This is a genomic window from Thalassobacillus sp. CUG 92003 (genome assembly GCF_013618635.1).
Lineage (GTDB): Bacteria > Bacillota > Bacilli > Bacillales > Halobacillaceae > CUG-92003.
In genome coordinates, this window is sequence record NZ_JABLSJ010000012.1 from 61,577 (window position 1) to 79,870 (window position 18,294).

28 protein-coding genes are annotated in these 18,294 nt (G+C 41.0%); 2 read left to right on the forward strand and 26 right to left on the reverse strand.

What is annotated here, in order from left to right:
* Positions 1 to 4 precede the first annotated feature (4 nt).
* The 16 genes from HOP45_RS16495 to HOP45_RS16570 form a co-directional block, all read right to left on the reverse strand.
* Complete coding sequence (locus HOP45_RS16495) at positions 5 to 394, reverse strand: hypothetical protein (RefSeq protein ID WP_181350483.1); 390 nt, start codon at positions 392 to 394, stop codon at positions 5 to 7.
* A gap of 9 nt (positions 395 to 403) precedes the next feature.
* Positions 404 to 751, reverse strand: a complete 348-nt coding sequence (locus tag HOP45_RS16500; protein WP_181350484.1) for an HK97-gp10 family putative phage morphogenesis protein — start codon at positions 749 to 751, stop codon at positions 404 to 406.
* A gap of 301 nt (positions 752 to 1,052) precedes the next feature.
* Positions 1,053 to 1,391 (reverse strand): phage head-tail connector protein, encoded by a 339-nt coding sequence (locus HOP45_RS16505; RefSeq protein ID WP_181350485.1) that lies wholly within the window; start codon positions 1,389 to 1,391, stop codon positions 1,053 to 1,055.
* A gap of 4 nt (positions 1,392 to 1,395) precedes the next feature.
* Positions 1,396 to 1,743, reverse strand: a complete 348-nt coding sequence (locus HOP45_RS16510; protein WP_181350539.1) for a hypothetical protein — start codon at positions 1,741 to 1,743, stop codon at positions 1,396 to 1,398.
* A gap of 20 nt (positions 1,744 to 1,763) precedes the next feature.
* Positions 1,764 to 2,705 (reverse strand): phage major capsid protein, encoded by a 942-nt coding sequence (locus HOP45_RS16515; RefSeq protein ID WP_181350486.1) that lies wholly within the window; start codon positions 2,703 to 2,705, stop codon positions 1,764 to 1,766.
* Positions 2,706 to 2,721: 16 nt separating this feature from the next.
* Positions 2,722 to 3,402 carry a capsid assembly scaffolding protein Gp46 family protein gene (locus HOP45_RS16520; RefSeq protein ID WP_181350487.1) on the reverse strand — a complete coding sequence of 227 codons (681 nt, stop codon included), beginning with the start codon at positions 3,400 to 3,402 and terminating at the stop codon, positions 2,722 to 2,724.
* A 183-nt stretch (positions 3,403 to 3,585) separates the two neighbouring features.
* Positions 3,586 to 3,738 carry a hypothetical protein gene (locus HOP45_RS16525; protein WP_181350488.1) on the reverse strand — a complete coding sequence of 51 codons (153 nt, stop codon included), beginning with the start codon at positions 3,736 to 3,738 and terminating at the stop codon, positions 3,586 to 3,588.
* A gap of 11 nt (positions 3,739 to 3,749) precedes the next feature.
* On the reverse strand, positions 3,750 to 4,706 hold the full coding sequence (locus HOP45_RS16530) for a minor capsid protein (RefSeq protein WP_181350489.1): 957 nt from the start codon (positions 4,704 to 4,706) through the stop codon (positions 3,750 to 3,752).
* A 9-nt stretch (positions 4,707 to 4,715) separates the two neighbouring features.
* Entirely contained in the window at positions 4,716 to 6,149 is a 1,434-nt protein-coding gene (locus HOP45_RS16535; protein WP_181350490.1) for a phage portal protein, read from the reverse strand.
* Between the two features lie 11 nt (positions 6,150 to 6,160).
* On the reverse strand, positions 6,161 to 7,447 hold the full coding sequence (locus HOP45_RS16540; protein WP_181350491.1) for a PBSX family phage terminase large subunit: 1,287 nt from the start codon (positions 7,445 to 7,447) through the stop codon (positions 6,161 to 6,163).
* The gene (locus HOP45_RS16545) at positions 7,437 to 7,901 is read right to left on the reverse strand and encodes a terminase small subunit (RefSeq protein ID WP_181350492.1); all 465 of its coding nucleotides are present in this window, start codon (positions 7,899 to 7,901) and stop codon (positions 7,437 to 7,439) included. The genes HOP45_RS16540 and HOP45_RS16545 overlap by 11 nt, the downstream gene beginning before the upstream one ends.
* A gap of 73 nt (positions 7,902 to 7,974) precedes the next feature.
* Entirely contained in the window at positions 7,975 to 8,310 is a 336-nt protein-coding gene (locus HOP45_RS16550; protein ID WP_181350493.1) for a hypothetical protein, read from the reverse strand.
* Between the two features lie 196 nt (positions 8,311 to 8,506).
* Entirely contained in the window at positions 8,507 to 8,767 is a 261-nt protein-coding gene (locus HOP45_RS16555) for a hypothetical protein (RefSeq protein WP_181350494.1), read from the reverse strand.
* 82 nt (positions 8,768 to 8,849) lie between these two features.
* A complete protein-coding gene (locus tag HOP45_RS16560) occupies positions 8,850 to 9,263 on the reverse strand; it encodes a LuxR C-terminal-related transcriptional regulator (protein WP_181350495.1) in 414 nt (137 codons plus the stop codon).
* Positions 9,244 to 9,384: a hypothetical protein gene (locus HOP45_RS16565; RefSeq protein ID WP_181350496.1), complete on the reverse strand. Its 141-nt coding sequence runs from the start codon at positions 9,382 to 9,384 to the stop codon at positions 9,244 to 9,246. Before HOP45_RS16565 ends, HOP45_RS16560 begins: the two co-directional genes overlap by 20 nt.
* A gap of 563 nt (positions 9,385 to 9,947) precedes the next feature.
* The gene (locus HOP45_RS16570) at positions 9,948 to 10,364 is read right to left on the reverse strand and encodes a hypothetical protein (protein ID WP_181350497.1); all 417 of its coding nucleotides are present in this window, start codon (positions 10,362 to 10,364) and stop codon (positions 9,948 to 9,950) included.
* An 809-nt stretch (positions 10,365 to 11,173) separates the two neighbouring features.
* Here HOP45_RS16570 and HOP45_RS16575 point away from each other — a divergent pair.
* Positions 11,174 to 11,320 (forward strand): hypothetical protein, encoded by a 147-nt coding sequence (locus tag HOP45_RS16575; RefSeq protein ID WP_181350498.1) that lies wholly within the window; start codon positions 11,174 to 11,176, stop codon positions 11,318 to 11,320.
* 461 nt (positions 11,321 to 11,781) lie between these two features.
* Here the strand turns inward: HOP45_RS16575 and HOP45_RS16580 are convergent, their stop codons facing one another.
* Complete coding sequence (locus HOP45_RS16580) at positions 11,782 to 11,988, reverse strand: XtrA/YqaO family protein (protein ID WP_181350499.1); 207 nt, start codon at positions 11,986 to 11,988, stop codon at positions 11,782 to 11,784.
* A 151-nt stretch (positions 11,989 to 12,139) separates the two neighbouring features.
* Here HOP45_RS16580 and HOP45_RS16585 point away from each other — a divergent pair, with 151 nt between their 5' ends.
* Positions 12,140 to 12,289 carry a YjcZ family sporulation protein gene (locus HOP45_RS16585; protein WP_181350500.1) on the forward strand — a complete coding sequence of 50 codons (150 nt, stop codon included), beginning with the start codon at positions 12,140 to 12,142 and terminating at the stop codon, positions 12,287 to 12,289.
* A 290-nt stretch (positions 12,290 to 12,579) separates the two neighbouring features.
* On the opposite strand, the gene HOP45_RS16590 is transcribed toward HOP45_RS16585, so the two are convergent.
* From HOP45_RS16590 to HOP45_RS16630, 9 genes are all read right to left on the reverse strand, one after another.
* Complete coding sequence (locus HOP45_RS16590; RefSeq protein WP_181350501.1) at positions 12,580 to 13,014, reverse strand: RusA family crossover junction endodeoxyribonuclease; 435 nt, start codon at positions 13,012 to 13,014, stop codon at positions 12,580 to 12,582.
* On the reverse strand, positions 13,011 to 13,202 hold the full coding sequence (locus HOP45_RS16595) for a hypothetical protein (RefSeq protein WP_181350502.1): 192 nt from the start codon (positions 13,200 to 13,202) through the stop codon (positions 13,011 to 13,013). The genes HOP45_RS16590 and HOP45_RS16595 overlap by 4 nt, the downstream gene beginning before the upstream one ends.
* Positions 13,203 to 13,213: 11 nt before the next feature.
* Positions 13,214 to 14,182 carry a DNA-methyltransferase gene (locus HOP45_RS16600; RefSeq protein ID WP_181350503.1) on the reverse strand — a complete coding sequence of 323 codons (969 nt, stop codon included), beginning with the start codon at positions 14,180 to 14,182 and terminating at the stop codon, positions 13,214 to 13,216.
* Between the two features lie 14 nt (positions 14,183 to 14,196).
* Positions 14,197 to 14,442, reverse strand: a complete 246-nt coding sequence (locus HOP45_RS16605) for a hypothetical protein (protein WP_181350504.1) — start codon at positions 14,440 to 14,442, stop codon at positions 14,197 to 14,199.
* Positions 14,439 to 14,603: a hypothetical protein gene (locus HOP45_RS16610; RefSeq protein ID WP_181350505.1), complete on the reverse strand. Its 165-nt coding sequence runs from the start codon at positions 14,601 to 14,603 to the stop codon at positions 14,439 to 14,441. Before HOP45_RS16610 ends, HOP45_RS16605 begins: the two co-directional genes overlap by 4 nt.
* A 10-nt stretch (positions 14,604 to 14,613) precedes the next feature.
* A complete protein-coding gene (locus HOP45_RS16615) occupies positions 14,614 to 15,438 on the reverse strand; it encodes an ATP-binding protein (protein ID WP_181350506.1) in 825 nt (274 codons plus the stop codon).
* A gap of 14 nt (positions 15,439 to 15,452) precedes the next feature.
* Positions 15,453 to 16,271, reverse strand: a complete 819-nt coding sequence (locus HOP45_RS16620) for a Lin1244/Lin1753 domain-containing protein (protein ID WP_181350507.1) — start codon at positions 16,269 to 16,271, stop codon at positions 15,453 to 15,455.
* A gap of 177 nt (positions 16,272 to 16,448) precedes the next feature.
* Positions 16,449 to 17,342, reverse strand: a complete 894-nt coding sequence (gene recT, locus HOP45_RS16625) for a recombination protein RecT (protein ID WP_181350508.1) — start codon at positions 17,340 to 17,342, stop codon at positions 16,449 to 16,451.
* Complete coding sequence (locus tag HOP45_RS16630) at positions 17,342 to 18,292, reverse strand: YqaJ viral recombinase family nuclease (protein ID WP_181350509.1); 951 nt, start codon at positions 18,290 to 18,292, stop codon at positions 17,342 to 17,344. The genes recT and HOP45_RS16630 overlap by 1 nt, the downstream gene beginning before the upstream one ends.
* Between the last annotated feature and the right edge of the window lie 2 nt (positions 18,293 to 18,294).

The window sequence follows — 18,294 nt, forward strand, 5'->3', positions numbered from 1 at the left end:
CCTCCTATGATAGTTTGTATTCGACTTCTATAGTTCCATGGATCGAAGTCTCATGTGTCGTGTTATCAAACATTTGGTTTGAATTGAGATCTATGAGTTCCAATCGATAATTTTCCAGGCGCCTTAACCGTCTCAACCCCGTTTTCAACTGGAAGAGCATATCAGAAAATAACGCGCGATCATGCGCTTGCCCCCACACATGCACCGTTTGCCTGAGTCTGCCTGTGATGACATCTTTATTGTTTATAACATCTACACTATTGGTCTCTCCGACATGTACAAAGGGATAGGCCAAACTCTCATCATCAACCGGTGAATAGTCAATTGTTGTATAACTAAGGTTGGTTGAAACAGCAAATACGGCATTGAATAATTGGATTTCCGGCGACTCCATTCATTTCACCTACTTTACTAACCGGTCAAGGTCCGCAAGCATTTGGTCACGCTGCTTGTAGAAGGCATCACGTAAAAACCAGGTCGCCTCCATATAGCGTGTTCCAAAGTTTAAGTAACCCCCATACTCCGAATCTACCAGTGTTCGGTAATGGAGGTTATCAAGCTTTTGTGTTTTGGTATTTCGAGCCGTGTGACCGGTCCAGTATCCCTTTATAAAACGAGATCGTTCATTTTCAAGCGTTTCCCCCGTCATTTCAATCGTATTGTTTTTGACTACTTTACCAACGTCCTCCTCAATGTCTTCATCCATGCGTTCCAGCTGTGCTAATAGAGCATCTAGTCCGTCTAACTCCATTCGCTTACACCTTCCAAATAAAAAACACTCTCGGACCTGTGTGGTACATGTCGGAGAACGTTAAATTTATTCCCATTAATAGCAGCCTTGTCCGCTTTCCCTTGGAATGGACGCTGCAGTCTAATGGTGGTTACTTTCCTTTCTGTTGACCCAAACATCGTTTGCACTCTTTCTAAGCTCATCGGTGACTGATTACATGGGAGAGTGACCTCCTCATGAACAGTAAATTCTGTTTGACCTCTCTCGGGGTTATATTGCCTCGGGCCTGTTTGGTATAAGGTGACGCGGTCTGAATATCGCATCAAAAGAACATCACCTTCCCCGATGTTTCGGTCGTGGGGATATACGTTTTTAAAATCGATAGATAAGGTGTTAAATCATCTTCAGAGAACGATACCGAATGGCCCTCTACAGCCTCTGACGTCATCCCCTCACTGCCAATACGGTTGAACCTGTTAATGGCCATTTCTTCAATAATGAAGTTTAAATCCTCTGGGATTGAATCTAAACTGGCGTGTTGTTTCAGCCATATTTTCACTCGTGATTCAATATTCTTGATGATAATGTCAATGACTGCATCTTGCAGATCATCTTGAACGCCTACCATTGTTTTGACGTTGTCTTTTATCCTTGCTGCCATCTCATCACGCCAATTCTTTTTCTGCTTGAATGGCTTCGTCTTTCCCTTGAATCTTCTCTCCATTGGAAAGTTCATACCATGGTCCGCCAGTATGTTTAGGGAATAGTCCTTCTTTTTCATCAGAAGCTTCTGGAACCTCTTCCTTTTCCGGCACTTGAGGTTCTGTTCCTCCGAAGTCAGTCGCCTTGTTTATTTTTTCAATCACCGGCTCCCCCAGGTTATTTTCAGGGCTCAGAAGATACTCAACGCGTTCTGCAGGCACTTCCCCACTTACTGGGAAAATATCACCTTTGTTATACGTGTAATTGCCGTTCTCTTTATCTCTAAATGCTCTGACGACTCGATATGTCATGTTGATTCATCCTTTCCGTTTTAAGCTTCTGGAGCTGGCATTAGCTTAGCGAAAGCGTCATCCTTAACGATCATCACCGCTACATCCATCGTGGCACGCAGCGCGACCATTTCACGTTCGAATAGATTAATAGGGTTGCCATCCTGATCCGTAATAGTGGAAATGGTCCCTTCTTCTGCAATCTTATATGAGATATCGAACGGAATACCGTAATGGAGATGGTCAAAGTCGCCCGTATAAAGCGTACCTTTCGGCAGGTTAGAAGACTTAAGATTTACGGCAGGAAGCCCGTCGATTCGATTGTTGGCCCGATCATAGATGGGCTGTTTCAATTCTCCTTCTCCGATGGTTGCCTGACGAAGGGCTGTAGCATTTTGATTCTTAGAGATAAACGCATTAGCTTCAAAGTCATCCTCAAGCAATTGATCTTCAAGGGTTAGAATGTTGTCGCCTGTAATATCTCCTTCAACCACATGTCCTGCAGCTACAGTTGATTGTTCAATAGATTGAGAGAATGGGTTACTTACGTTTAAGATTCCAGCTTCATCAAACTTCTTATAGAAGGCTTCGCTCACTTTAGGACGCATTTGCTCAAAGAAATCCGAGACACTGTATTGAAGAAACTCACGAGACACAGGAAGAATGACACCAAGCTTTTTGGCTGTCATGGTTACTTTCAACCATTTGGCCTTGGACGTCTGGATTCTCTCAGACTCGTTTACCCAATAAGCGCCAGGTCCTTCAGCAAAGTAGTCGAATTCTTTCTCCTGTTTATCCATTTCCTCGTAAACACCAAGCTGCATAATCTTAGAGTTTTGCATGACGTCATCCATGATAAGGGTCCCTTGAGACTTCGGAATCGTTCCCGTTTTAGAATCACTCACCATGACGTTGTCTGGGTCGTATGTTTGTTCAGCAAAGAATTGTAGATTTAATTCCAATGGTTTTACTTGTGCTTTCATTCAAAATTCCTCCTCGTTAAATAATCCGTGCTTTTTTGGCCATCTCAGCACGTGATTTATGGCCTGCCCCTTTTTTATCTTTAAAGGATTGGCTTCCTTCAGGCGGGTCTTGTCTCAACTTTTCTTTCACTGCATTATTCACGGCTTCATCAAATGTCTTCTTAATGCTGGTGATGGACTCTTTGATTTTCTCGTTGTCTTCAAGTGAGATAAGAGACTCAGCGAATTCCGTGGGTAGTCCCTCATCTCTCAAGTCCCCTTCCACTTCTGTCCGGAGTTGCTTGAGATTTAACTGTCTCTCGCGATCATCCAGGTCCTTCAGGCGTTTCTGGTAATCAGCCTCTTCCTGCTCAGCCTTCGTCATCTTGGCATAAGCTTTGGCATCCTTTTTGGCATCTTCTACTGCTTGCTGTTTTTCCTTCTCCAATTTTGCAGCTTGATTTTTTAGCGCTTTATCCACTGCTTTACTGATAGCGGAATCGACATCTGACTTCGTGAAAGTGGAATCTTCATCAGGGTCCTTATCAGTGTCTTTGTCTGAATCCTGATCAGTATCCTTGTCATCATCTTTGTCGATGTCTTTATCGTCCTTGTCATCTTCTTCAGCAAAGAATTGCAGGTTTAAAGGTAATACCTTTTTTTCTGGTTTATCTTTGCTGAAAAAATCGAGGTTTAGGTCAATGTTTTCATCATTCATGTCCATTCTCCTTATCCCGGCCAGTCTTTATCGAATAACGTTTCGTTGCATAAAAAATAAGCCCCATCCAGTCCATTACGGCCCGTATAGTGCTTACGCTTATCCAACGATTTAGTTATTGTTTAAAGCCCGTCCAGTATAGTTGTATTAAGCCTGTTTAACGTCTGGTGCTCAAAGACAAATTCACTTGAATGTCTTATTATCTGGCGGTTTCCCTATCACAGGAGAGCCTTCCTTCGTTTGAGTATGTTTCTCACCATTCATTCGTCTCAGTTCTAACCAGATGCCACGCAAAGAACGGTCAATTGACTCTAAGTACTTACCTTGTTCGTCCATTTTAGCTCTCCTCACAAGATATATTCTTTTTCCCGATCAGCGAAAAATTGCTCTCGCCATTCTCCCAAAACCAACATAGTAGAGGACCGGCAGAAAGCATGCATGGGTGGCGCATTGACACCCGGCACCATGTTTATAACCCTGAACCGTTTACCATCCAGCGTTTCACAGGTTTCAGATGTTTTATGATCCATCTTTGCTACAAACTCATATTCTTTATCATCGTCATCATCCTCTACCAGAGCATTATAAGATAATTTTTGTGCTTCAGCTTGAACACGAGCCGTCTCGGTAATGAGTAATCGCCTGGCTTCAAACGTTGTCACACCAAAACGCTCTCTCACTTTACTTACGGATCTGTCGGGATGCACACCACGCGTAATAGAACGATTAATCACGCCCTCGAGTTCATTTCTTAGAGCCTCCATGTCGTTCCAAATCCTGCTGGACCATGTTGCACCATAAAAAGAAGCTCCCACAATGGAGAGGAGCGATTCCTGCGATATACTTAGATTCGCTCCAAGAATACCTGCTTGTCTTTTCACTTCACCTATTCCTGCCTGCTCTAAATAACCTTGGAACGTATTAATCTGTTTATCAGCCATAACAACGAGTATCATATTCAAATTCATCATGAGGAGCTCTTGCCTGCTGACCTTCATTTTTGTGTTATAGGTCATCAGCTCACGATTGGCTTTTTCGCTAAAATTCTTTTCCTCTACGTACCTTGCAGCTGTCTCTTCAAATGCCTGAATATCCATTTCGGATACGCGCTTTTTAGCTTCGGCAGGGCTTATTTCATTCTTATCAGCGTATTTCGCATAGAACGCGTAAATTTCTTTTTCTGCTTCTTTTAGAGATTGGTTTATAATGCGCTTCAATCGTTCAGTAACTTCCTGGTCCTTCATTTCTTCACGTTTCATATTGTCTTTTTCACGTTCAACCCAATAGTTTTTGCCCTCAGCCATCTAACCACCTCAATTCTCCATGTAATTTGAGGCCTGGCGCTGTTTATTACGTTCTTCTTCAATGAGCTTGTCTTCTTCTTCAGGATCTTCAACCACCATTGGTATGATTTTAAGTTTGGTCTTCTGAGAAAGCTCTCCACCCAGATTGTTGAACATTTCAATGGCATCCTTCGTCGAGCGGGGAAGGTTAGGTGTGAATTTATAGGTAATACCAGCAAACTCTTCCCTTTTAGCTTCACTAGCCAGACTCATGACCTCTCCGATCAGCTGGTATCTGCGATTTAACGATCGCTTAAACAGGCGTTCTTTATTAATGCGTATCTGCTCCAGCCCAAAAAGTTTATACTTCATGGCTTCACCTGTTTGCTGGCCACTGAAATTTTCGTCTGTCATATCAGGCGTATTCGTGAATTTGTGGATGTCCGTTTGTAATCTCGTTTTATAAGACTCTACACCAGACACATCATATTGCTTGTAAATATATTCTGCTTCTACATTACCCTCTTTGCCTTCAGCATTTTGTTCCGGTTTTAATAAAATAATATTACTTTTTTTCATTTCCTTAGCTTCTTCGGAAGACAACTCAACGTTCCCGATAATTTTCAGCATCGCATCGTTTAAATCGGTCATGTAATTGGCCGTATCGGATTGAGCAGCATCATATAAATCAATGAGATCCAGGACGTTCTCAAAATCCCCTTGCCTGAATCTGTTATTGGAATGTTCGTTAAGAGGAACACCACCAAACGGATGATCCGATGTATGATCAAACGTGAGATTATAGTCACCAAAATTGGATGTGTAGTACGTGTGGATTTTATTCGGCGTATACAGCATAACCTTCACTTTTTTGTCGTTCCCATAGCCGACAGTAATGTACCTCACACCTGCGACGATATTCTTTTCAATTGTATTATCATAAATCAAAAACGTTTCTAACGGCGAAGATAAGTAAACCATCGTTTGGTCCGCTTGATTTCGATGTACAAGCTCATACGCTCGCCCGTAAATTGATAAGTCTAAAATCAAATCAGCGTTTAGAGCATCACTCTCAATTGTTTTATTCACTTCATCGATTCGCTTCTGAGCCGCATCATCTGGATGGCTCATGACGATTGGCACACCGACCAGAAAGCCCTGCATGAAATTCGATACATATTTGGCGTAATTGTGCCTCGCCCTATGGTCTGCTTTATCATCTTCTTTACGACGCTTCATAACCGACACCGTTGTGTTGTTGCCCTGGTAATAATCATCTAACTCTTTCAGTCTTGGTTGCTGGTGTTCAATATGATGCTTAATCATGGCCGACAGGTCTGAAGTGTTGTTCAATAGCTCATCTAATGATTCGTATGTGTATTGAATATTCGCTTCCGTACTGAACCTGCGCTTAATATTTGTAGTACCGTTGATTGCTCTTTCAAAATCGCTTGTAGCAGACAAAGAACCACCTCCTATAGTCCAATACTTTTAATTGCTTTGTACGTATCTTTTTTCTTCTCAACTCCCAGATGATATTGCTCAAGACTGTACCGAAGTGCATCAATGATGTGGTTATTTGCATCAACGGGTGTGTTCAGCCACTTACCCTCTTTGTCCTGGTCAAAAGTGTACGTGTTAAATTCCTCAATCGTATGCTCACACCGAGGATGAATGTAAATCTTAAATCCTTGTATGAACAAGATCCCCTGATTGATGCTGCCAGACCCTTTGACTGATGCCCTCATGCGTCTAACCCCTTTATTGATTAACTCCTGAATCAACCGTCTTTCAGCTGAATCAGCAGTGATTGGCGTTTCTTTCAATCCTTTTTCGACTAACATGTCATAAATATCTTTCGTCAGCATGGCTTTTTCATAATGCTCATCGTAGATCCATAACTCTTTATTCTCTAAATCTACAACCGAACTCACTTCTGTGGTCGGATCATTGGTGAAACCAAAGTCCATGCCGTGAGCCATTTCCTGAATCTCTTTGATCTTCTGGTGAATGTTAAAATGTTTCACTTCGAAGTTCTCAAAGACCAGTCCCTCTGCAACCCCCCACTCACCATCTGCAACGATACGAGCACGCCTCGGATTCGTACGATACAAATCCAAATATCGCTGCCTATCAACATCATCCAGCCATTCATTGACTCTGAATGTCGTCGTAATCGCAAAAGTGTCTTGCTCTCGTGTCTCTTCATCAAAGAAGACCTTCTTTAGCCAATGGCGCTCAGACCATGGGTTGAAGGTAACAGTAATCTGTTTGAAGAATTCAGGATCATCGTACGAACCACGAATCGATTCCACGACCGTTCGAAACTTGTCTTCTGTTTCAATCTGGTAAGCTTCCTCAAACCATGCCCAACATAAAATACCAACATCCACAGTTATTGATGTGATTTTCAGCTCATCATCCAAACCTCTGAACAATATTTTCTGACCTGTAGGTTTGTAAGTGATCTCCGGCAGTGACTCGTTAAACTTAAATAAATGAGCGACCCCCAATTGGGAGGCCGCCCATTTCAGATCAGTATATGTGGATTGTTTGTTGGTATTGGAATAACGCCTGACAACTAATAGATTCGCCCAAGGATACTTCATGATGCGGTGGATAAAATTAAGCGCGGTATTCTTCGACTTCTTACTACCACGAGAGCCTTTTACGACTCGGTAAAACTGTTTATTATTCCAGAATCGATTATATCCCCTACCGATGACGTTCTTGATGGAGATTCTCGGTTGTTCAGTCTTCATCGGGGACATCCTCAACGAATGTCGGTGTTATATTTTCCACTTGCTGTTTATCGGTCCACATGGCATATCGTTTTCCAATCATTTCAGCTGCTTTGTTACGATCTCGAATCTTTGGCTCAAGCTTGATCGTTTCAATGCGTTCGCTCATCGACATGCCACCATCTTCATCAAATTCTTTATCTGTGACCGTGAAGGCATGCTCTTCTAATTCCTCGCTACGTAAGACACTCGTATAATATTGAAGCACTTCCTGTTGGTCAGCAATCTTTTCATTTTGGATTTCTTCGAGGCGCTGGTCGATGTATTCCTTGATGTAAGGTTTTGTTAGGTTTTCGTTCGCCGTCTGCCTAGCCGTCTTTTTACTATATCTGGCTCTTATAGCAGCTTGAGTAGCGTTTAAATCTATTAAATACTCTTCGCAAAAGCGCTTCTGTTTCTCTGTCATTTTCCCCATCACATAACACCTTCCCCCTTGTGCTAATAGCTTAAATCAATAAAAAAGCACCCCGTAATGGGATGCTAGAAAATTACTCTATAAAACCTTGAGACTTTAAATAACCTAAAAAAGTTCCTGAGCCAATTTGAGAAAGAGTCTGTATTAACACAGACATTCTTTTTTCGTCTTTACCATCTTTAGCTTCTTGTGAAATCTTTCTTATCTCTTCAATTAATCGTTCTTCTAGTCCTTCAAGTTCCTCTCGATCTCTTTTACCAATAAACGTATTTCGACCTAAGGAAATCGTGGACTCATCATCAGCACTTGCCGCATCATCATAACCTTCAAAGTAAGAATCAACTGCTTCTATTCGACTATTACCTTCTGCTCGCACTGCTGCCGTACGTTTCTTTTTATCATCTGACATATCTTCACCCCCTCCCCTGTCTATTTCGACAAAAGGAAGTTATTTCCTGCTTAAAAAGACACCCGCAAGGGTGCCTACCAAATAAATTTAATGACCAGGAATCTCTGCCTGCCCGTCCTGCCATCCATTTTATCTGCACCCTCAACCGACTGTCATTATTTGAGCAAAGTGTGCAAAATGTGAATTCTGTGAGTCACTATCTGATTTTCTGAAAAACAAGCAACCCAAACTGTTCTTTCATTACAAACGGACCTTTGAAAAATTCCAGTTGCTTTTTACCTGAAGAATGTTTATATATGGTGATTTGATTAATCCCCTTTGTCTTATAGTCATCCAACATAGACCTTGCTATTTGCTCATCTGGCTCTACTATGACCGTTCCATCAACATAGGACGAATATTGCCCCAGGACATTTATATATTGTGATTCTATTAATAACGTTTTAAAACGCAACATGCCCTCCCCCTAATATCTCCCAAATCTTTCACAGGAATATTATACCAGTTAATTAGTATGATTACAGAGAGAACATACGTACTCAATTTCTTTGTTGCTGTTCTGTTGATATTTTTTCTACGATTGAATCTTTCAGCGTGTAAACGTGACGACGTGAAAGCCCCATATGATTGCTGACAGCAGTCATACTCATTCCATCAAGCAAACATTCCAGCACAGCCACCTCACGCTCATTTTGGATAATAGGCATACGTTGCTGAATGTAGGACACTTTCTTTTCTAGCCGACTTACCCAACCATGTTTTTTATCCCGCCTGACAACCTCGCGTGCTACTGGATCACTCGTTTCTCCCTGGGGCTTAGGAAGTGTAGCTTCAACGCCTGATTGAGCCACAAGATTAGTCCCGGCATCTTCTAACAATTCACGCTGTCGTTTGATTTCATTAATCATCCAATTATAATCGCGCAATGCTGCTTCAATCTGCTTTTTGTCCATGCCATCCAGCTCCTTCATCAAAAAGTAGCTTTGCGTATTGGCTCTTCTCAACTTGTTTCGGTGGTGACTTTTTTAAATCACGTCGGTATTTACTAATGACAAATTTAATTGTATATTTCATGATTATTGTCCCTTCTCTCCAATAAAAAAGGACACAAACTAAGCGTGTTAACGCTCAATCTGTGTCCTCCAGTTGGCTGGTAGAACTTTCTACAAATCAAATATTGAGTCAATATATGTTTCTAGGTCGTCCGTATAAAATTCCTCATCTTACATAGTTAGCTGAAGATTCGTCAAGATTGTCAATACACAAGGCAATCCCCTGACAATTAATATTATTAATGGCTTCCTGCAACCTTCTAATATGAGCTGCATTAACTAAAACATCTCTAGTAATATATATAACTCCAACAATAAGGTGATTGAGTATTATTGGAGAAAATCATTGTATTTATTACTTGAGTAGTAAATAATAAATTATCAGAAAATCTACTAGAAGAAATACGCATGGTGACTTTAAAGCCATTAGCAATATTAGATTGTTATCTGAATCATTGAGAGAAGTTTGAATAGCAATCGTTTTATTACACAAGTTAATTATTTCTTGAGCATCAAAATTTCTAATGTCCGCAGCTTTCTTGCCAAAACTATGTTGGATTTCACTATTTAATTCTCCTACTCAAATTAATGGACAAATAAAGGCTCACTTCTATAAACATCAACTAAATTATTATGAGATGGACTATCATATAAATTGACTCCTATATAAACGTCATAAGGATAATTTGATGTAATATTAAAATATTTAGTTGGAGTTCTATATGAAAAGTAACCTGGCTTGATATCACTAATAGCATCAGTAGTGCCATCCATTACATACATGTCATAGTATAATTTTGGGCAATTATTTGATTCAGCATAAGCATTAATAGAAGTTGCACCTTCATAATAATTTTGTGCATCTGTCCAAACTCTTACTTCACAATTTGAATAACCCTCTACGTCTTGCCACGAGCTTGTATAAGCCTTAACAGATGCCGATGGCGTGACAATAACTATTAAAGCAAGACACATTATTAAAAGGAAACCAATTTTTCTCATAATCTTCCACCCTTTCCAAATAATTTGACATAATGTTCTCATAAATTACAAGTTATTTCAATAATTACAATTTTGTAAAAGTTAGACAAACCTTTTCATAATTGTGATACATATTGGATTCAAATTATTCCTTGAACATATTGTCATAGAATTAAAGGCGCTGGCATTATCAAAGTGTTATGCTTGTCACTCCATTTACAATGCTCGTTCTTCCTTAATCTGTGCTCCGCCGTTTTTGTAAAATTTTATGAAAAATTCCTCCAAGCAAGTAATGGCCAATCAATTTTGTTAATGATTGGTGTTGAGAAAATAGATTAAAACAAGAGAAGTATTCATAGATATGCTCCTCTGTTTTCCAATGTTCACCGCTGTTAAGACCACTTCCACTTTTTTAATTCTAAATCCAATGGGTTCCCTTAACCCTTCAATTTTTAACAATAGGGAACCATGTGATGTCATTTTCGTCTAATAATTAGGAAGGGGGGAGAATTTGCGGAGGAAACTATTTACCTGTTATAACAAGATAACAATGTTTCGGAAAGATCATTTATGGATAAAAACCAGCAAGAGATTCTTAATGAGAAATGAGTGAAGTCTGGTTATCAGGCAACATATCGACACCCTGCATCATTAAGCGTTCAGAAATTTGAGGATTAACAGTTGCCGATCTCGCCATTTCTTTACCGCAAAAGTAAAATGACGTGACTACTTTGGAGCCATGGAAAAAATCGGTAAGGTGCTACGTCTTAAAGAAAATATTATTAAATCAAAGTTGAATTGTAGAAGAGATTTTTATAAGGAGGGATAAGTTGAACATTGATGACAAACTGCGCCATTTACGGCGAGCCATGACCAATACAACTTTTAAAGATCTTAATGTTGATAAAGACCAGTTGAAACAAAAAGTGCTGCAAAAGTCAAAACGAAAGCCCACTTTTGGGCACAATCCGGATTGAGTTTTATAAGACACTACACACTTTTCACTTTGGCTGGTATTCATTTAGGAATGACATACTATCAAGTGACAAGTGTGTGTAACCGTGAATAAGACAATTAACAAGTGTTATCTTATAAAGATCACAATGCCCCTGTCTTAACGATAAAAGTCAGGGGCAATGCTAGTGTATACGGTATTGCTCTTATCCTTTTAATGTAAAGACTATGGGAAGGACTTGGATGTTATATAAGGAACAGCAAAAGTAAATGCTAAGCAGCAGATGCTTGACTCAACTCATTGGAAGGCAAGGGCTTCTGGAGTTTGTGAAAATTCTCTTTGCTGCCTCACCTCATCTAACAGTCCTGCTCCATTATTAGCAATTTTAATTGAAGCCCTATATGACCTCCAAGCCGCTTGCAAACAAAGTACCTAGCATTCCAATAATTTGAATCAATTCTGTGATTTTCAATCCAAAAAACATTAAAATTCCTCCCCCTCATCAAACTTAACCCTCTTCACCTTCCCCTGGTGAGTAATGACTTTCGTCTCCCCATGATCAGGTAAAGTGGTTAATTTTGCCTGTCCTTCGCAATATACGACACAAAACGGGGGATTTCCTTCCGGTATATCCAATTCAATATTCAATTTTCCATTTTCTATTTCTAGCGGTAATTGATTCAATCGCATCGAGCAGACCCCCTGTGATATAATATTGATAGGGATAGAAGTCAGGGCATCTGCTCTGGCTTTATTTTTTATATTTTTTTGTGATATATACCTTTCCACATCACCTTTAAGAGCCATAACCTATGGTAACAACAAAAAAGGTGGTGATATTATGAGTTATGGTCTTGGTGGCTTCGACGGAGGATACGGCGGAGGATACGGTGGCTTTAAAGGTGGTAAAGAGTTTGCGCTTATCGTTGTATTGTTTATTCTCCTAATTATTGTAGGAGCAGCATTTGTGAATGATAAAAAAGATTATTAATCGTATTTAGATAATTAGCCGCCCCCAAAACCTCCGTATCTTTTAGCTTCACTCACCTCAATGCCTAAAAGGATGACTGTAGAATACCGATGATTCAAGTACAATCATTCAAATCTTGCCGGCCTGTGTGCTGGCTTTTTTACATATATTTACTTCAAAATAATTTGCTTGAATATCTAGCAATCAGCTCGGAAACAATGATTTAGGACCGCCTTTATAAAATCTAAAGCCTTAGGCGGTTATTTTTTCTCAGGGACAAGCTTAGTACTCAGTCTTGTCCCCCTCCCTTTTTATGCTGATGGTTCCCCGTACATAACTTGATCAACTTCAATCTCCATTCGAGGTGTTGCACTGTAGTACTTACTAATCGAAAACTCCACCACTTGACTGTCATCATGCCAGACAACCTTGTTCAATGCGTCTTTAATGCCTTTAGCATAATTATCAACATCGGGCTTGGTGGTCGGTCTATATAATCCTGCCTCAGCTTCTTGTGTGCGCTTTTTGGAGAAGCTCTTGAGCAATGGCTTATAAACTTTCACTTTTACCACTAGCGGTCCTTCCAGGAGATTCTGTGGTGCATGTTGAGAAGCAACCAGCCCTACATAATGCTTAAAGTCCTTCGATTTTTGAGGATCATAAAGAACCGTTCTGCCACGCTTTGTTTTTCCTGCCCTAGGTCGACCTTGTGCGACAGCTTCACCAAGTACAGTAAATTGGATCATCGTTTGTCCTTCTCCCTTGCCTTTTGACACTTCACATTAATATGCACCTGTTCCAGCTCAGTCAGGGTCATGTCTTCAGTTTTCTTACCAATGCGATCTTGTGTGTAACCTAGTTTCCAAAGCTGATGAACCAAGTACTGCTTGCGTTCATGAACTGATGTCCTTAACCGTGTCGGTTGTAGATTCATAGACTCGCCTCCTAAATAAAACTTGTTTGTACGGCTGCTAATCTCTCCTTGGCGATTTGTACGTAAGAAGGGTTTAATTCAATACCTATAAAATTTCTATCGTGTTCCATGGCTACATAACCAACAGTCCCTGAACCAAAGAATGGATCTAAAATCATGTCATCTCTTCGGGAACCGGCTAATATACACGGTTCAATTAATTCTTTCGGGAACGTAGCAAAGTGTGCTTCTTTAAACGGTCTAGTTGATACAGTCCATACTGATCGTTTATTTCTTGTATCTCTGATTGCTCTGAAAGATTCATGTCCATGTTTCCCTTTAAAGCCTCCCCTCTCTTTACTCGTTCTTCTCATACTTTGGAGAGGACCAGGGGACGCTATTGAACCTCTTATATCCTGAGTTCCATAAACAGCAGGTTCTTTAATTGAATCAATATCGTAATAATAATGGGGAGATTTACTTAAGAGAAAAATATACTCATGGGCTTTGGTAGGCCTATCTTTTACACTCTCAGGCATTGGGTTTGGTTTATGCCAGATAATATCGGATCTTAAATACCAACCATCTTTTTGAAGAGCAAATGCTACCTTCCAAGGCACGCCAATTAAGTCCTTTGATTTTAAATAGGGTGAGTGTAATGTGCTTTTTATGTTCCCCGTTATTTGTCCATGGCTTTGTTGATGGTAACCTCCAGGATTGGGAGAGCCGTCAGCGTTTCTTCCCTTGCCACTCCCGGCATATGAATCTCCCAGATTGAGCCATAGTACCCCATCATCTTTTAAAACGCGTTTCACTTCTCGGAAAACTTGTACGAGTTTTTCAACATAGTCTTCTACCGAACTCTCTAACCCTATTTGACCTTCTACGCCATAATCTCTTAGACCAAAATAAGGAGGGCTTGTTACACACGTTTGGATTGATTTATCAGATAGAGTATTTAATACCGTTAGACTGTCACCTTGTAGAATTTTATTCACCATTTTAAGTTGCCCCCTTAGAAACGATAAGCAAACGGACGCTTGATTTTACCTTTTCGAGCAAGATGGAATAGGGCTAGAAACACCTCTTCCCACTTCCTCTTCTGCTTTTTGGCTATGGACTCAACATCCAACCCTTCTTCCCAATCATCTTGTATAGCTTTTAACTGCCATTCCGGAAACCCAAATTCGATGTTGTCCAGGATGATGACATTCTTCTCACCCGGTTTTAACAACGAGGTGCTAATACTGGTGGTGTTCATGCTGAAGCCCCCTTGTTCAAATGCTTTTTCATTCGATCGATCACTCGATCTGTTTTGCTTGCTGCGTCCTCGCGACACTTTTTATTTGGACAAGGCATAAAACCTATACTTCCTTGGTTAGCTAAATGGACCGTACCCTTGCCATGGCATAAATTGCACATCGTATCCCTCCTAGAAGTCCTGTGTCCGTCGATCACGACCCTCAACGACCATGCGCTTCGCTCCGGCCATCATCCGTGATATGATGCGGCCACCCTGAACAGGACCATATTTCGCCTCCATGTCCTCAGCTGCGTAGTTCGTTGTGAAAATCGTGGGCTTGTTTTCCCGTAAGTCCGTGACTTTGTATATTTTTTCAGAGGCCCAGGTTTCGAAGTTGTCTTTTTTGTTGATATATTCAGCCCCGATTTCATCAAAGATCAGCAAATCAATTTCCTCGATCATGTCAAAAATTGTACGTTCCGAGAGGTCTGTTTCTTTGTTGTATGTACTTTTGATGAGGTTGAGAAAATCGTCGCTGGAAATAAACATCGTGCTGTATCCCTGTCTGCGTAATTCAGCTCCAGCTGCATAAGCTAGGTGGCTTTTGCCGAGCCCCATTGGCCCCTTTAAAACAAGGGAATGGTGCACCGTTTCACCAAAATCACGAATTAATTCAGCTACCGCCATACACATGTCTTTTTCAGATTCCGTCTCAGCCTTGTATTCGGAGACCGTCTTGCCAATGAGTTTCTCTGGCACTTGCTCGTATTTGAGCGAAAACCCTTTCGCCTTCTCCTTCTTCAAGTCTTCGCGCTTAGGAAATCGTGACCGCGTTTGATCTGTTTGGCAATTCAAGCACATAGATTCTTCATGCGTGTTGCCCTCTCGGTCTCTTCGCTCCATGATCGGCACTTGGTTGCCACATCGTTCACATTCGCGGGATCCAGTCTGAACAATGCCCCCGACACCTAAGCGCTCCATATTCGCTCTTAATCCCTCAACAGCACTATTCAAGCGTCTTCACCTCGCTAAAATGCATGTTTGTAGCGTCCTTCTTTTACCGGTGCTAGTTTCGGACGTTGCTGTTCTCGTGCGTATTGTTCCTCTGAGGCATGAATATCGCCCAAAGTCCGAATGTTGTTTCGATACCAATCTTTCAATATGCCATTAGCATAGCTGTAGCTTTTACTAGATAAGGCTGCCTTTTTCATGGCTTCGATCAGGAGCTCCTGACCTAAATCATTGATCCAGTGATTAAGTGAATCGATAACCGTGTCATTCAGAACGCCAAAATTGTTTTCGTAAAACGTGAAAGGATTTTCCGATTCATCGGTGCTACTAGTAGTAGTAGTATTTTCTTTACTTTTCTTTTCTTTACTTTCCTTTTCTTTTTTAGGCATTGGGTGTGCATTGCGTTCGCTATGCGGTTGCTTTGAACTCGCATTGCTAGTGCTTTGCGTTCGTTGTGAACCCTTGTCATCATCGGGTTTTTGCCAACGTTTTTGCGCAGCTTTTCGAGCTTTTTCGGACTTATTATCTTTAACTTCCATGCGTTTTATTAAAGAAGATGACCAGAAAAAATCACCGTCTGAATCGAATAATTCAAACTCATTTATGCAGTCTGATACGAACTGATGCACCGCATTAGCGTCGCATTGCATTTGCATTGCTAACGCATTCCACGTGTATTTATTGATCTTAATCTTGTAGTTATCTTGCTCACGTAACATCTCCACAATGATCCAATACCAGCCATAACCTTCCGAGCCGTAAACACTTCGCATAGACAAGATTTTCGGATCGTTTCTAGCGTTGCCATCGTGTGAAAAATAATAGGTATTCTTCATGGCTATGCCCTCCTTTCACAAACTGCCTTCATACCTTTGATATCAACAAGCTCCCAGCCAGGGTACATGTTTTGAACATATCCCCTGACATACTGTTTGAAGAGCTTGCTCCTGTTCTCATAATCCTCTGTCATCCATAAATAGAAATGCGGTATGGTAATCTCTCGCTTCATTCGCTCACTGCTTATCCAGTTCCATAGCAGCTTGTTCTATATCCTGATCTTCTTTAGACGTGTTTTCATTTTGGCTTTGTTCTGGCTCCTCGGGTTCATCTATTGCTTGAGCGTTCATGTCGATATATTCCTGATCATAGACAGACTGTGATTCTTCTGTAATATCTTTTCGCACCGTATTATCCCGAGAAGCTTGTTCTTGAATTTCAACACTGATCGGCAAGTATTTGAACATACGGCGGATGACTGTTTTTTTGGCCATTTCTTCATAATCCGTACTCCAAGGACCGTTACTTCCAGCTTTGGATCGAGCTTTTACTTTCTCTACATCATTAGTGCTAAAGACTTCAAATTGGTAGCCCCCATCTTTGAAATGAGCAACGGCGTATACAAATTCCATTGCGCCTCTTTCGCCTGTAGAAGGTTTGTGAACAAGCTTTGGATGAAGCCCTAACTCGTATTCAAATTCATCGTTTTCATGGACTGTGTGGGCGTAAATACTCTCGATATGACCTGAACGCCTTGCAAGGTCAATCATGCCTTTGTATCCGATAATGAATTGAACATCAGTCTCTTTCATCTTGTTATTCCAGAACGGAACCAAATAACAATGGCCAATCAGCCCAGGTTCCAGTCCAAGCTGGGCAGCCTGCATGACTGCTCCCATTAAAGATGGAATGGAACACTCTAGTAATTTAGGATTCTGGCGAATGGTCGTCATAGCGATTCGCCCTAACCGGTCTGCATCCATGTGCTTGGGTAAGGCCCGTTCAAACTCCGGGCCCATCTTCTTCAAATAAGCTTGGATCGTATTAACTTGATTATTAGATTGTTGAGGTGCACTATTACCTTGCTTTTTACTGGCCAGCTGATTTTTTGCTGTGCTGTTTGTTGCCATCATTTAGCCTCCTTAAATCGTAATGGACGACTTTTGCTCACTTTTGAGTATTCGTCGTAGAGTTCAGGTTTTTCAGCCTTCAAACGTTTAGAGTCCACTGTGCGTCGATCTTGATCTTTAAACGTGACGATGTATTGATGCGTAAACCCTTTTTCATAGGTTCCTAGCTTTTCTTTCAATTGATTCTCATATTTCTTCTTACGTTCTTTTAGGTCTTTTTCGTCCTTCTTAATTTGATCAAGCGCTCCAAGAAGCTTATCTGCATCTGAATCAAGTTCAGTTTCACTCTCAGGCTCAGCATTTGGATACATAGCCTTAATCAAATCAGAAGAAGCATCTGAACCGTCAATTTCAGGTGGTACCTGATTAAGAACGTGTTCTTCCCAGAACCGTTTCTCTAGCTCAATCAGATTTTCAATGAGTTCTTCATCCCGTTCTATCTTCTTGTAAACGAATTTATTTCCACCAATGAGGACGGCAATCCACCAGGCATCTGCACCTGTGACGGCCATGTAATGCTGGCACTGCAGTAGATACGCCATCGGAAGCTCGTCGCCCTCCCATTCATCCTTGAGGTATTCACTAGCCGTTTTACATTCAAGTCCTTCGTTCTTGCCGACAATTAGCCGATCAACGTTTGCAAGCATCCATTCGTATTCTGGATGTTGCAATATTGCGTTACGCTTCCGAACCTTCATTTCCGTCCTTCGGGTAAATTCTCGAGCGACTGTTTCCTCCATCACATTGCCCCAATAAGCTGCTTCTTCATTAGAGGCCTCTGATTTCACTTCACCGATTTTTTCCATATACACGACGACTGGTGATTTCCACTTATTGAATCCTGCAATAGCAGCTGCATCTGAACCGCCAATCCCCTTTTTACGAGTTTCTAGCCATTCTTTGTGCTCCATGTCAGCTGTGCTTTCTAACACTAGTGATTTAACGCCCATAT